Raw genomic sequence first — 13,394 nt, 5'->3', positions numbered from 1 at the left:
TCGGATCGATTCAGCCGAAGAATTCGCAGCTCACGCGGCAGGATCACAGCAATCAGCCGGTATGGTCACAGTCCGGTTGCGTTGTGCGACGGTAGTCCGGTCAGACTTGCCCGGGGGGATGTGCGGGTTTAGAAATGAGGGCGCGGATCAGGATCGCGACCGTACCCGGCTGTGCGCAGATCCGCACCAATGGTGGCGAGGCCGATCGGTCACGCCCGATGACCACCGGGCGCAGGCCCGTTTGAGGAGGATTCCATGCGAGGCTCTGCTCGCAGAGGAGCCGTGGTGGCGGCAGCCGTAGGCCTGACGCTCGTGCTCGCCGCCTGTGGCGGCGACGACGACAACGGCGACACCGGTTCCGGCAGCGACGACACCGGTTCCAGCGATGGCCCCACCGGTTCGGTGTCCATCAACAGCACGCAGCCGGAGAACCCGCTGATCCCGACCACCACCAACGAGGTCGGCGGCGGCAACATCGTCGACGCGATGTGGACCGGCCTGGTCTCCTACGACCCCGACACCGCTGAGCCCGGGCTCGCCATGGCCGAGTCGATCGAGCCGAACGAGGACTTCACCGAGTTCACCATCACCATCAAGGACGACTGGACGTTCCACGACGGCACCCCGGTCACCGCGCAGAGCTACGTCGACGCCTGGAACTTCGGCGCCGCCGGCGCCAACGCGCAGCTGAACCAGTACTTCTTCGGCCCCGACGGCGCCAACATCGCCGGCTTCGACGCGGTGGCCGGTCAGACCGACGACACCGGCGCGTTCATCCCGGGCTCGGCCACCGCCGAGACGATGAGCGGCCTCGTGGTGGTCGACGACAAGACCTTCACCGTCACGCTCGGCTCGCCGAACTCGCTGTTCGAGACGATCATCGGCTACTCGGCGTTCTACCCGATGCCGGAGAGCTTCTTCACCGACCAGGCCGCCTTCGAGGCGCACCCGATCGGCAACGGCCCGTTCGAGTTCGTCGAGGAGGTCCCGAACACCTCGATCAACCTGAAGGCCTACGCCGACTACGCCGGCGACCCGAAGCCGCAGGTCGAGAACATCGAGTACCGCATCTACGCCGACCTCGACGCCGCCTACGCCGACGTCGTGGCGAACCAGCTCGACATCCTCGACAAGATCCCGCCGGTGGGTCTGGCCGGCGACGTCTGGAAGACCGACCTCGAGGGCCGCTCCGCCTCGGAGCCGCTCACGACCCGGTTCACCAGCATGACGTTCCCGCTGACGAACACCGAGGCCTGGGCCGACCCGAACCTGCGCAAGGCCATCTCGCTGGCCATCGACCGTGAGGCCGTCATCGCGGCCGCCTACGGCCCGGGCAACTACGTCCCGGCCAACAGCTGGGTCCCGCCGGGCAACGACGGCTACGTCGAGGGCACCTGCGGCGAGTGGTGCGAGTTCGACGCCGAGAAGGCGCAGGAGCTGTACGCGCAGACGGCCGGCGTCCAAGGCACGCTGATGATCGCCAGCAACTCCGACGGTGGTCACCGCGAGTGGGTCGAGGCGGCCTGCACGTCCATCCGCGAGACGCTGGGCGTCGACTGCCAGGGCGACTACGACCCCGACTTCGGCTCGTTCCGCGGCCGGGTCAACGCCAACGAGATCACCAGCCCGTTCCGCACCGGCTGGGTGGCCGACTACCCGTCCATCCAGAACTTCCTGGCGCCGCTCTACACCGCCAACGGCTCGGCCAACGACGGTGGCTACAACAACCCCGAGTTCGACGCGCTGATCCAGCAGGCCGCCGGCCTGGAGGGTCAGGAGGCGCTCGACCTGTACAACCAGGCCGAGGAGCTGCTCGCCGAGGACATGGCGATCGTCCCGCTCTGGTACGACAACGGCCAGCGTGGCTGGTCCGAGAACGTCAACGAGCCGGGCTTCACCTGGAAGGGCTACGTCGACCCGCTGTCGATCTCGGTGAAGTAACCGATGCTCTAGGGTCGCAGCGGACAGTTGCGGGGCGTCCATCTCGTCACACGTCGAGATGGACGCCCCGTACGCTGGCGCGAACCGCCTGCGAAGGGAAAGGTTGAGCCATGGGCCGGTACGTCACGCGGCGCCTGCTCCAGATGATCCCCGTGGTCATCGGCACGACGTTCATCATCTACGCCTTGGTCTGGGCGCTGCCGGGCGATCCGTTCGCCGGCCGCTGCGGCGCCCGGCCGTGTCCGCCCGCCTATGTCCAGGCGATGACGGAGAAGTACAACCTCGACGACCCGCTGCCCATCGCGTACGTCAAGTACCTGGGCAACCTGCTGCAGGGGGACTTCGGCGAGACGTTCCAGGGTCTCTCCGTCGGTGAGGAACTGCTGCGGGCCTACCCGACCACGGTGAAGCTGGCCCTCGTCGCGATCGCTTTCGAGATCCTCATCGGCATCGGCGCCGGCATCCTGGCCGGCCTGCGGCGCGGCAGCTTCATCGACAACCTGGTGCTGGTCTCGACCCTGGTGGTCGTCTCGATCCCGGTGTTCGTCATCGGCTCGGTGCTGCAACTGTTCCTCGGGATGCGCTGGGGGATCTTCCCGGCCACCGTGGGCGGTGACGCGAGCCTGTACAACCTGCTGTTGCCAGGGTTCGTGCTCGCCTCACTCTCACTGGCCTACGTCGCCCGGCTGACGCGGACGAGCCTCGCGGAGAACCGCCGGGCCGACTACGTCCGCACGGCCGTCGCGAAGGGCATGCCGCAACGCCGGGTCATCGGCATCCACACCATGCGGAACTCGCTGATCCCGGTCATCACCTTCATCGGCGCCGACTTCGGCGCGCTGCTCGGTGGCGCCATCGTCACCGAGGGCATCTTCAACGTCCCCGGCGTGGGGAACCTCATCTTCCGCTCCATCACCACCAGGGACGGCGTCATGGTCACCGGCGCGGTGACCGTGCTGGTGCTCGTCTTCCTGCTGGTGAACCTGCTGGTCGATCTCATCTACGGCTGGCTCGACCCGAGGATCAGTCATGGCTGACCCCACACCGCCCGTCGTCATCGAGGCCGAGGCGCCCGAGACGACGGAGACCACCGTCCGCACCCTCGGCCGTGACGCCTGGCACGATCTCGTCCGCAAGCCGACGTTCATCATCTCGGCCGCGTTGTTCGTGTTCTTCGTGGTCATCGCCGTCGTGCCGAGCCTGTTCACGTCGCTCGCCCCGACCGACTGCGACCTCGCGCTGAGCCGTCAGGGCCCCAGCAGCGCGGCCTGGTTCGGGTACGACAACAACGGCTGCGACGTCTACACGCACACCATCTACGGCGCCCGCGCCTCGATCATGGTGGGCGTGCTGACGGCGCTCGGCGTGCTGATCATCGGCGGCATCGCCGGCACCGTGGCGGGGTTCTACGGCAAGGCCACCGACACCGTCGTGTCCCGGCTGGGCGACATCTTCTTCGGCATCCCGCTGCTGCTCGGCGCGCTGATCGTGCTGGTCTCGTTCCCGGGCACCGCCGAGACGCCGCAGCTGGTCACGATCTCCAAGGTCGTGCTGGCGCTGGCCGTGCTGGGCTGGCCGCAGATCATGCGCATCACCCGCTCGTCGGTGCTGCAGGTGCGCTCGGCCGACTACGTCCAGGCCGCCCGCGCGCTCGGCGCCGGTGGCACCCGGATGATCCTCAAGCACGTCGTGCCGAACTCGATCGCGCCGGTCATCGTCGTCGCGACCATCGCCATCGGCGGGTACATCGCCGCCGAGGCCACGCTGTCGTTCCTCGGCGTCGGCCTGCAGCCGCCGGTGGTCTCGTGGGGGCTGGCCATCAGCCGGGCCCAGGACTACGTCCGCACGTCGCCGCATATGCTGTTGTTCCCAGCGTCAGCGCTGTCGTTGTGTGTGCTGGCCTTCATCATGCTCGGTGATGCCATCCGCGACGCACTCGATCCGAAGCTGCGTTGAGCGACATCACAGGAGGAGGGCGTCGAGTGGCGACCACGCAAGCCGGCATCGCGCCGCGGCCTGACCAGGCCGGGCTGACCCCGTTGCTGGAGGTCGAGGATCTCCGGGTCGAGTTCCGCACCCGCGACGGCGTGGCCAAGGCCGTCAACGGCGTGTCCTACACGCTGCACGAGGGCGAGACGCTGGCGGTGCTGGGCGAGTCCGGCTCCGGCAAGAGCGTCACGGCGCAGGCCATCATGGGCATCCTCGACACCCCGCCCGGGTTCGTCACCGGCGGCTCGGTGCGCTTCCGCGGCCAGGACCTCCTGGCGCTGCCCGACGACGAGCGGCGCGCCTACCGCGGCCGCAGCATCTCGATGATCTTCCAGGACGCGCTGTCCGCGTTGAACCCGGTGTTCCCGGTCGGCTGGCAGATCGCCGAGATGTTCCGCGTCCACGAGGGCCTGTCGAAGAAGGACGCCCGCAAGCGCTCCATCGAGCTGATGGAGCAGGTGCGCATCCCGGCCGCCCGCGAGCGCGCCGGCGACTACCCGCACCAGTTCTCCGGCGGCATGCGCCAGCGCATCATGATCGCCATGGCCATCGCGCTCGACCCCGACGTCCTCATCGCCGACGAGCCCACCACCGCGCTCGACGTCACCGTCCAGGCGCAGATCATGCAGCTGCTGGCCGACCTCCAGCGCGAGCGGAACATGGGCCTCATCCTCATCACCCACGACCTCGGCGTCGTCGCCGACGTCGCGGACAAGATCGAGGTCATGTACTCCGGGCGCATCATGGAGCAGGCGCCGGTGCACGACATCTACGCGTCGCCGGCCCACCCGTACACCAAGGGTCTGCTCGAGTCGATCCCGCGGGTCGACCTCAAGGGCCAGGAGCTCTCGGCGATCAAGGGGCTGCCGCCGAACCTCACGAACATCCCGGCCGGCTGCGAGTTCCGGCCGCGCTGCCCCTACGCGCGAGACATCTGCAAGGAGCAGCGGCCGGCGCTGGCCGAGGTCGTGCCCGGCCGGCTCAGCGCGTGCCACTTCGCACAGGAGGTGCTCGAGGGTGACATCGAACCCGCCCAGCAGTGACATCGTCCTCGAGGTCGACAACCTCGTCAAGCACTTCCCGCTGACCACCGGCGTCGTGGTCAAGCGCCAGGTCGGCGCCGTCCAGGCCGTCGACGGCGTCTCGCTGCAGCTGCACAAGGGCGAGACCCTCGGCATCGTCGGCGAGTCCGGCAGTGGCAAGTCGACGCTGGCCAAGCTGCTCATGCGGCTGGAAGAGCCCAGCAGCGGCAAGGCGTACTTCCACGGCCAGAACATCTACGACCTGCAGGGCAAGGCGCTGCGCGAGCTGCGCCGGAACATCCAGATCGTGTTCCAGGACCCCTACTCGTCGCTCAACCCGCGCATGACCGTCGGCGACATCGTCGGCGAGCCGTTCGACATCCACCCCGAGGTCGCGCCGCGCGGCCAGCGGCGCAAGCGGGTGCAGGAGCTGCTCGACGTCGTCGGGCTCAACCCCGAGCACATCAACCGCTACCCGCACCAGTTCTCCGGCGGGCAGCGCCAGCGCATCGGCATCGCCCGCGGGCTGGCGCTGCGGCCCGAGATCATCATCTGCGACGAGCCGGTGTCCGCGCTGGACGTGTCCGTCCAGGCGCAGGTCATCAACCTGCTCGAGAAGCTGCAGGACGAGTTCGGGCTGTCGTACATCTTCATCGCCCACGACCTCTCCGTCGTCCGGCACATCGCCGACCGCGTGGCCGTCATGTACCTCGGCCGCATCGTCGAGACCGGCAGCGACGCCCAGATCTACGAGAAGCCGACGCACCCGTACACCCAGGCGCTGCTGTCCGCGGTGCCCGTCCCCGACCCGTCGGTGCGCGGCCAGCGGCAGCAGATCATCCTCAGCGGCGACGTCCCCAGCCCGGCCAACCCGCCCAGCGGCTGCCGGTTCCGGACCCGCTGCTGGAAGGCCACCGACAAGTGCGCCCAGGAAGACCCGGAGCTGACGGTGCGGCCCGGCAGCGACCACGAGTCGGCCTGCCACTATGCCGCCGTCCGCGAGGACGTCGTCGTCCAGCACTGAGCGGCTGAGCAGGGCGGTCGTGCTCGCAACGCGACTGCAACGTGTCGTCGCCTACCCTCGTGTCACGACCGGGCGGGCCGCCCAAAACCCAGCCCGCCCATCGCCCGCCCGGTCGAACTCCTCACAGCACTCGAACGAGCCCGGCTGATCCATGGCGCCCGCCCGGTCGAACTCCTCATCGCGTGCGGGCCAGCCCGGCTGATCCATGGCGCCCGCCCGGTCGAACTCCTCATCGCGTGCGGGCCAGCCCGGCTGATCCATGGCGCCCGCCCGGCCGAACTCCTCACAGCACTCGAACGAGCCCGGCTGATCCATGGCGCCCGCCCGGCCGAACTCCTCACAGCACTCGAACGAGCCCGGCTGATCCATGGCGCCCGCCCGGCCGAACTCCTCACAGCGTGCGGGCCAGCCCGGCTGATCCATGGCGCCCGCCCGGTCGAACTCCTCACAGCGCTCGAACGAGCCCGGCTGATCCATGGCGCCCGCCCGGCCGAACTCCTCATCGCGTGCGGGCCAGCCCGGCTGATCAATGGCGCATCCGCCGGCTGCGACGCCGTCAGCCGGTGTGGCCGAGCTCGCCGTCGAGGCCGTCCAGGATGGCGGCGGCCTCCGCGCGCTGCGGCGAGCCGGGCACGGAACCGTCGAGGCAGGCCCGCCAGATCTGCGCGTCGTCGCGGCCGGACGGCGACATCGCGTAGCGCCGCAGCGCCTCGCCGTCGCCCGACTGCAGCAGCACGTTGCGCAGCCAGCCGTGCAGCCGGTAGCGCAGCGCCACGACCCCCGGCGCGGCCGACCGCGGCAGCAGGTCGCCGCGGTACAGCTCGACGGCGCCGCGGTGGTCGCCGCGGGTCAGGCGGTCGGCGACGTCCATGGCGTCGGTGCGCAGCTGCGTGCGCAGGCGGTACTGGCCGGCCGGCGACAGCAGGTCGGGGACGGCCTTGCGCAGCCGCGACATCTCCGCGCGGACGGTGACCTCGGCGGCGTCGTGCTCGTACAGCTGCCAGGCCAGCTCGCTGGCGGGCAGGCCGTCGGGCTGTTCGGCGAGCAGGAGCAGCAGCTCGGTGTGGCGCAGGCTCAGTTCGACGTTCCGGCCCAGGTGCACGAGCAGCCCGCGCGGGCGGCCCAGCACGTCCAGACGGCTGCCGGGCGTGGCCGAGAGCGCGCCGCCGAGCAGCCGCAGTTCGGCCTCGACCGCCGCCACGGCCGAACGGACCAGGAACGCCGACTGCGGCGTCACCACCGACGCGCCGCCGGTGATGTCGAGGACGCCGATGATGTGCCCGGTGCGAGGGTCGCGGATGGGCGCGGCGGTGCAGCTCCACGGCTGGACGGTGCGGGCGAAGTGCTCGCTGCCGAAGACCTGCACGGTGTCGCCGACCGCCAGTGCCGTGCCGATGGCGTTGGTGCCCATGGCGTCCTCGCACCAGTCGGCGCCGGCCTGCAGGTGCATGCGCTCGGCCCGCCGGCGCAGGTCGTCGTCGCCCTCGGCCCACAGGATGCGGCCGCGTGCGTCGCCGACGATGACCAGCACGCCCGCGTCGGCGGCGTCGTCGACCAGCAGCCGGCGCACCACCGGCATGGCGTGGCGCAGCGGGTGGGTGGCGCGGGCCTCGGCCAGCGCGTCGTCGACCAGCGTCATGGGGGAGTCGCGGCGGTCGGGGTCGACGTGCAGGGCGGCGGAGCGGCGCCAGGACTCCAGGACGACCGGCCGGACCTCGTCGTCGCCGGAGGGATCGGACCGCAGGAAGCTCTCGTGTGCCCGGGCCGTGAGCCGCCAGCGGCTGGCCGGGTCGACGCCGTTCGGGAGCGCGAGCTGGAGGCTGGGCACGTCACTCCTCCTGGGGAGGTGGTCCGCGGGACACGCCTAGAGTAGGCCGTCCGGGCGGCGGCGGTCGGCCGAACCCCGGCGATCGGCCGGCTGTCGGCCCCCCTGCATAGGCTGGGTGCATGCCCGTCGACCTACCCGACCGCCGGCTGCTGCTGGTACACGCCCACCCCGACGACGAGTCCATCGGCACCGGCGCCACCATGGCCCGCTACGCCGCTGAGGGCGCCCACGTCACGCTCGTCACCTGCACACAGGGCGAGCAGGGCGAGATCGTGCTGCCCGAGCTGGCGCACCTCGCGCCCGAGCACGACGACACGCTCGGGCCGCACCGCGCCGGCGAGCTGGCCGACGCCATGGCGCAGCTGAAGGTCGCCGACCACCGGTTCCTGGGTGGTCCGGGCCGGTACCGCGACTCCGGCATGGTGTGGGGCGCCGACGGCCGCCGCGCGGTGGCGCCCGACCAGCTCGACCCCCGCTCGTTCTGGGCCGCCGACCTCCGCGAGGCGGCCGACCACCTCGTCGCCGTCATCCGCGAGGTCCGCCCGCAGGTGCTGGTCACCTACGACGAACACGGCGGCTACGGCCACCCCGACCACCTCCAGGCGCACCGCGTCGCCACCTACGCGCGCGACCTCGCCGCCGTCCGCTCCTACCGCCCCGACCTCGGCGCCGCCTGGGACGTCGCGAAGGTGTACTGGACGGCCACGCCGCGGCAGGTGCTGCAAGAGGCGCTCACCGCGCTGCGCGAGCGCGGCGACGCCGGCTTCGAGAACATCGCCTCGGCCGACGACTTCGGCTACGTGGTCGACCTCGCCGACGTCGACGCCGTCATCGACGGCACCGGCCACCTCGACGCCAAGATGGCGGCCATGCGGGCGCACGCCACCCAGATCGACGTCCACTGGCCGTATTTCACGCTGTCAGACAACGTCGGGCAGCCCATCTGGGCGCAGGAGTACTTCCGGCTGGCGCACGGCCGCCGCGGCACGGCGCCGGAATTCGAGACCGACCTCTTCGCCGGCGTCGTCCCGTGACCGTCGCGCCCGGTGCGGCGTCGTCCGTGCGGCCGTCGGCGCCGCCCGGACACCCGTCGCGGTGGGCGCGCGTGCTCTCCGCGCTCGCTGTCGCCGGGCTCGGGGCGGTCGCGGTCGTGGTGGCTGTCACCGGGGCGTTCGTGCACCGGTGGCAGAACCCGGCCGGCATCCTGCTCGCCGTCGGCGGGGCCGTCGCGCTGGCGGTGCTGGTGCGGGCGTGCGCGCGCAGCCGGGCGGGCATCGCGGTGGTGGCGGCGCTGTGGCTCGGCCCGGTCCTGTGGCTGGCCCAGACGCCGCCGGGCGAAGATCGCGTCATCCTCGGCGACGTAGCCGGCCTGGTGTTCCTCTTCGGCGGCACCACGGCGTACGCCATTGCTCTGGGTCTCGGCGTCGGGGCGAGATCGACTCGACCATTGACGTAAGATGCGCGAGGCAAGCCCTGACTACTGACGAATTGCGCATATACAAACCGATAGGTGCCTTAGCGTGAACGACAACCCATCTGGCCGGGGCGGCGCCGCGGCCGGTTCCACCGACCATGGCGACGACGCCGGCGTTGAGGCCGGCCTGCCCGCCGACGGCTCGGCGGCGACGTCTTCCGCAGACCCTACCGGGCCGGCCGGAAACGCATCCGCGGACCCCACGGCTGAGACGAACGGCACATCCGGCCGCCCGGCCGCGGACGGCGGGCGCTCCGGCGCTTCGGGTCCTGGCGGCGCTGCGGCCGCTTCGCGCGCTGACGTTGCGGGCGACGGCGGTGCTTCGGGCGCCGGCGGCGCGCCGGCTCTGCGCACGACCATCGCCGCCTCGGCGGCGGTGCTCGCGGAGAAGCGGGCGGCCAAGGCGCGCGCGGCGGCGGAGGCCAAGGCCGCTGCCGAAGCGGCGGCCCAAGCCGAGCCGGGCGCTCGCCCGGCCTCGGGGGCTTCTGGGGCCAGTGGGTCCGCTGGGACCACTGGGTCCACCGGCAGCCCGCGGGTCGTCGATGCCCGGCCGAGCGCCTCCCGCCCCACCGGCAACGGCCACCCCTCCCCAGAGGGCGACCGTCCCGCCCCCGACGACCGGCGACCTGACGACGCCCACAGCCAGCCGGCCACCGACGGCGGGCGACCTGACGATGCGCGCAACCGGTCGGCCACCGACGGCCGGCCCGCCGGCGACGACCGGCCCACGCGCCGGCCCGACTCGGCTCCGTCGGGCAACGCCACCGCCCGCCCGTCCGACGTGGCGGCGGCACGTTCGGCCGACGCGGCGGGTGCGGGGACCGGTGCGGCGCGTCCGGCCGACTCGGCGGGTGCTGCGGACCGTGGTGCGCCACATCCGGCGGCTGGTGCGGGTTCGGGTGCGGCACGTTCGGCCGACGCGGCGGGCGCCGCGGACCGTGGTGCGGTACGCCCGGCGAACGGTGCGGGTTCGGGTGCGCCACGTTCCGCCGACGCGGCGGGTGCGGGGACCGGTGCGGCCCGTCCGTCCGACCTGGCGGGTACGGCCAACCGCGGTGCGCCACGCCCGTCTGACCTCGCGGCGGCACGTGCTGCCGACCCGGCTCGATCCGGCGCCGGCGCGCGCCCACCGCACGGCGACCCGTCGCGGGAGGCTCGGGGCGCCGAGAACGCACGTCAGCACGAGCAGCCGGCGTCCCGCGACGCACGGGGGTCTCAGGAGGCGCGGGGACCGGAGCAGGCACCGTCGCGGCAGGCGGCACCGGATGCGGCCGCGTCGCGCGGAGCGGCCGTGAGCCGCGGCGACGACGCGCGCCGGGAACAGGACGCCGAGCAGCAGGGGCTGCCCACCCGGCAGCGCCCGACCTCGGCACCGCTGGGCGCAGCGTCGCCGCAGCCGTCGATGCTGCCGCCGATCCAGAAGGAGGCCCGCGCCGCCGGCGCCATGCAGGCCCCTCCGGCCGCCGACGAAGCGCGGTTCGCCGCCACGGCGCAGGCGTTCAGCGGCGCCCAGGCCGCCCGGGCCCGCGCCCGCGCCGCCGAGCAGTCCGAGTCCACCGCCCGCCCCGACCCGGAGGAGCAGCAGCGGGCGGCCAGCACGCCCCCGAAGACGGCGGCGGCGCAGCGTCCGGCGCCCGGCCGCTCGAACGTCAAGGACCGCGACCGCAGCGGCCGGCCCCCGGTCGACCCGCGCCTGTCCGGTCCCGTGCCGACGGCCGCCGAGGCCGCCGAGGGCAACGGCCAGCGCTACGAGGAGCCCCGCGTCGTCCAGGACGTGATGGCCGCCCGTGCCGCCGCTGCCGCCGGCAACGACGGCACACCGGCCGACGGGACGGCCGCCGAGGCGACGCCCGTCGCCGCCCAGGCGAGCCCCGCGGCCGGCCAGCAGAGCGGCGACCAGACCGGCGCCCAGACGGGCCCCGACGCGCACAACGAGCCGGCCGAGGCCACGAGTAGTCCCGACGCCGCACCGGCGGCGCAGCAGGACGAGGCCCCCGAAGCCGCTGAGGCTTCTGAGGCGCCCCAGCCGGCCCGCCCGCGCCCGGAACCCGGCACCCGTGCGGCCGGCATCTACACCTCGGGCCGCGGCCCGGCCGAGGAGCCGACTCAGGAGTTCAGCGCGGTCGACCCGGCGGCGACGACAGCCGCGGCCGCAGCAGCCACAGCCGACCCCGTCACCCAGGACACCGTCACCCAGGAGACCGCGCCGGGCGAAGCCGGGCGGTCGTCGCGGCGCCAGCAGCAGCGCTCCTTCGGGCAGGCCGCCACCGCGGCCGCGCTGCTCGACTCCAAGCGCGGCGGCGACGGCGGCGGCGACAGCAGCGACCCCACCGGCGACGACGGCGAGGGCGGCGGCCGCAGCCGAGTGAAGCTGGCCGCGCTGGTCGTGGCCGGCGTGGTCGTGGTGCTCGGCATCGGCTACGGCATCGCCTACGCGGTGGCGGGCGACTCGCTGGCCCGTGGCGCGACGGTCGCGGGCATCGAGGTCGGCGGCATGACGCCGGAGGAGGCCGAGGAGGCGCTCAACGCGCAGCTGCCCGAGCTCGTCGACCAGCCGTTCCACCTGACCATCGGCGAGGAGGAGACGTCGTTCGAGGTCGTCCCGTCGGCGGCCGGCCTGACGGTCGACGTGCCGGCGACGATCGACGCGGTGCCGGGCGGCAGCGCGAACCCGGTCTCGCTGTTCCAGGCGCTGCTCGGCGGCGGCGAGACCACGCCGGTCGCGGCCGTCGACCGCGCGACGCTGGAGGCGGCGCTGACGGAGATCGCGGCGCAGGCCGACATCGAGCCGGTGAACGGGGCGGTCGCGTTCGACGGCGGCGAGGTCGTCACCAGCGACCCGCAGGTGGGCCGCGCGGTCAACCTCGACGCCACCATCGAGCGGCTCGAGGGCGCGTTCTTCGGCGACGAGTCGACGCTGCCGATCGGCGACGTCGAGCTGGCCATCGACGAGGTCGCGCCCGCGGTCAGCGCCGACGAGGTGCAGCGCGCGGTCACCGAGTTCGCTGAGCCGGCGATGTCGGCGCCCGTGACGGTCGTCGCGGGGGACGAGAGCGTCGAGCTGCCGCCGGAGCTCGTCGGGCAGGCGCTGACCATGGCGCCCGACGACGCCGGCACGCTGCAGCCCGCACTCGACGGCGCCAAGCTGACGGAGGTCGCCCGCGACCAGCTGGCCGAGGTGGGCCAGGAGGGCCGCGACGCCACCATCACGATCGACGGCGGCGAGCCGGTCGTCGTCCCGGCCGAGCGGGGCATGGGCATCGCGCCCGAGACGCTGAGCGCGGCGCTGCTGCCGGTGCTGACCGCCGAGGGCGACGCGCGGCAGGCCGCGGTCGAGCTGTCCGAGGTCGACCCGGAGCTGACCACCGCCGCCGCCGAGGAGTTGGGCGTCACCGAAGTCGTCGCGGAGTTCACGACGCGCTTCCCGCACGCCGAATACCGCAACGTCAACATCGGCACCGCGGCCGAGCGCATCGACAACACGCTGCTGCTGCCGGGCGAGGAGTTCAGCCTCAACGGCATCGTCGGCGAGCGCACCGAGGCCAACGGCTTCACCGCCGGCACCATCATCAACGGCGGCCGGCTCGAGGAGTCGCTCGGCGGCGGCGTCTCCCAGGTGGCGACGACGACGTTCCACGCGGCCTTCCTGGCCGGTCTGGAGGACGTCGAGCACTGGCCGCACTCGATCTATTTCGACCGGTACCCGATCGGCCAGGAGGCCACGGTCGCCTGGGGCTCGAAGGACATGCGGTTCAAGAACGACACCCCGTACGGCGTCGTCGTCGACACGAGCTTCACGCCCAGCCGGTCCGGCAGCCAGGGCACGCTGAACGTGAAGATCTGGAGCACCGAGTACTTCCGGGTCGAGACCTCGGTCTCCGGACGCTCCAACCACACGTCGCCGCAGACCATCTACGACACCTCCGGCAACTGCTCCGCGCAGGGCGGCAGCCAGGGCTTCGACATCACGTCGTACCGCCAGGTCTGGGACCCCGAGGGCACGCTCGTCAAGGACGAGGCCGACCCGTGGACCTACAACCCGAACCACCGGGTCATCTGCGGCCCGGACCCCGGTGAGGGTGACGGCGAGGGCGGCGGCGAGGACTGACGCGCGGC

Annotated in this window: 10 protein-coding genes; 8 read left to right on the top strand and 2 right to left on the bottom strand. The window is 72.6% G+C overall.

The genetic code is table 11. The annotated features are described in order from the left end of the window. Window positions 1-285: 285 nt before the first annotated feature. The 5 genes from BLU82_RS23105 to BLU82_RS23085 all read left to right on the top strand — a co-directional run bounded on the left by BLU82_RS23105 (window position 286) and on the right by BLU82_RS23085 (window position 5,976). Window positions 286-1,941 carry an ABC transporter substrate-binding protein gene (locus BLU82_RS23105; protein WP_157741206.1) on the top strand — a complete coding sequence of 552 codons (1,656 nt, stop codon included), beginning with the start codon at window positions 286-288 and terminating at the stop codon, window positions 1,939-1,941. 110 nt (window positions 1,942-2,051) lie between these two features. Continuing rightward, window positions 2,052-2,978 carry an ABC transporter permease gene (locus BLU82_RS23100; protein WP_092623374.1) on the top strand — a complete coding sequence of 309 codons (927 nt, stop codon included), beginning with the start codon at window positions 2,052-2,054 and terminating at the stop codon, window positions 2,976-2,978. Then, entirely contained in the window at window positions 2,971-3,897 is a 927-nt protein-coding gene (locus BLU82_RS23095; protein ID WP_092623373.1) for an ABC transporter permease, read from the top strand. Before BLU82_RS23100 ends, BLU82_RS23095 begins: the two co-directional genes overlap by 8 nt. Window positions 3,898-3,923: 26 nt before the next feature. Further along, a complete protein-coding gene (locus BLU82_RS23090; RefSeq protein WP_092623372.1) occupies window positions 3,924-4,973 on the top strand; it encodes an ABC transporter ATP-binding protein in 1,050 nt (349 codons plus the stop codon). Continuing rightward, complete coding sequence (locus BLU82_RS23085) at window positions 4,948-5,976, top strand: ABC transporter ATP-binding protein (protein WP_092623371.1); 1,029 nt, start codon at window positions 4,948-4,950, stop codon at window positions 5,974-5,976. The genes BLU82_RS23090 and BLU82_RS23085 overlap by 26 nt, the downstream gene beginning before the upstream one ends. Window positions 5,977-6,027: 51 nt before the next feature. On the opposite strand, the gene BLU82_RS23080 is transcribed toward BLU82_RS23085, so the two are convergent. Both BLU82_RS23080 and BLU82_RS23075 read right to left on the bottom strand, forming a co-directional pair. Continuing rightward, window positions 6,028-6,453, bottom strand: coding sequence for a hypothetical protein (locus BLU82_RS23080; protein ID WP_092623370.1), 426 nt, complete (start codon window positions 6,451-6,453; stop codon window positions 6,028-6,030). A gap of 79 nt (window positions 6,454-6,532) precedes the next feature. Beyond that, a complete protein-coding gene (locus BLU82_RS23075; RefSeq protein ID WP_092623369.1) occupies window positions 6,533-7,804 on the bottom strand; it encodes a GAF domain-containing protein in 1,272 nt (423 codons plus the stop codon). A 119-nt stretch (window positions 7,805-7,923) separates the two neighbouring features. Here BLU82_RS23075 and mshB point away from each other — a divergent pair, with 119 nt between their 5' ends. The 3 genes from mshB (at window position 7,924) to BLU82_RS23060 (ending at window position 13,386) form a co-directional block, all read left to right on the top strand. Beyond that, on the top strand, window positions 7,924-8,838 hold the full coding sequence (mshB, locus tag BLU82_RS23070; RefSeq protein WP_092623368.1) for an N-acetyl-1-D-myo-inositol-2-amino-2-deoxy-alpha-D-glucopyranoside deacetylase: 915 nt from the start codon (window positions 7,924-7,926) through the stop codon (window positions 8,836-8,838). Further along, window positions 8,835-9,260, top strand: coding sequence for a DUF6113 family protein (locus BLU82_RS23065; protein WP_092623367.1), 426 nt, complete (start codon window positions 8,835-8,837; stop codon window positions 9,258-9,260). Before mshB ends, BLU82_RS23065 begins: the two co-directional genes overlap by 4 nt. A 1,309-nt stretch (window positions 9,261-10,569) precedes the next feature. After that, the gene (locus BLU82_RS23060; RefSeq protein WP_092623366.1) at window positions 10,570-13,386 is read left to right on the top strand and encodes a VanW family protein; all 2,817 of its coding nucleotides are present in this window, start codon (window positions 10,570-10,572) and stop codon (window positions 13,384-13,386) included. Window positions 13,387-13,394 lie beyond the last annotated feature (8 nt).

It is taken from the genome of Jiangella sp. DSM 45060, from assembly GCF_900105175.1.
GTDB lineage: Bacteria > Actinomycetota > Actinomycetes > Jiangellales > Jiangellaceae > Jiangella.
The sequence above is the reverse complement of the archived record's forward strand: the minus strand, read 5'-3'. Positions and strand labels throughout refer to the sequence as shown.

Excerpts from the sequence above, each read along its gene's own strand:
- BLU82_RS23080 (WP_092623370.1), bottom strand. The coding sequence starts at position 6,453 with ATGGATCAGCCGGGCTCGTTCGAGCGCTGTGAGGAGTTCGACCGGGCG.
- BLU82_RS23095 (WP_092623373.1), top strand. The coding sequence starts at position 2,971 with ATGGCTGACCCCACACCGCCCGTCGTCATCGAGGCCGAGGCGCCCGAG.
- BLU82_RS23100 (WP_092623374.1), top strand. The coding sequence starts at position 2,052 with ATGGGCCGGTACGTCACGCGGCGCCTGCTCCAGATGATCCCCGTGGTC.
- mshB (WP_092623368.1), top strand. The coding sequence starts at position 7,924 with ATGCCCGTCGACCTACCCGACCGCCGGCTGCTGCTGGTACACGCCCAC.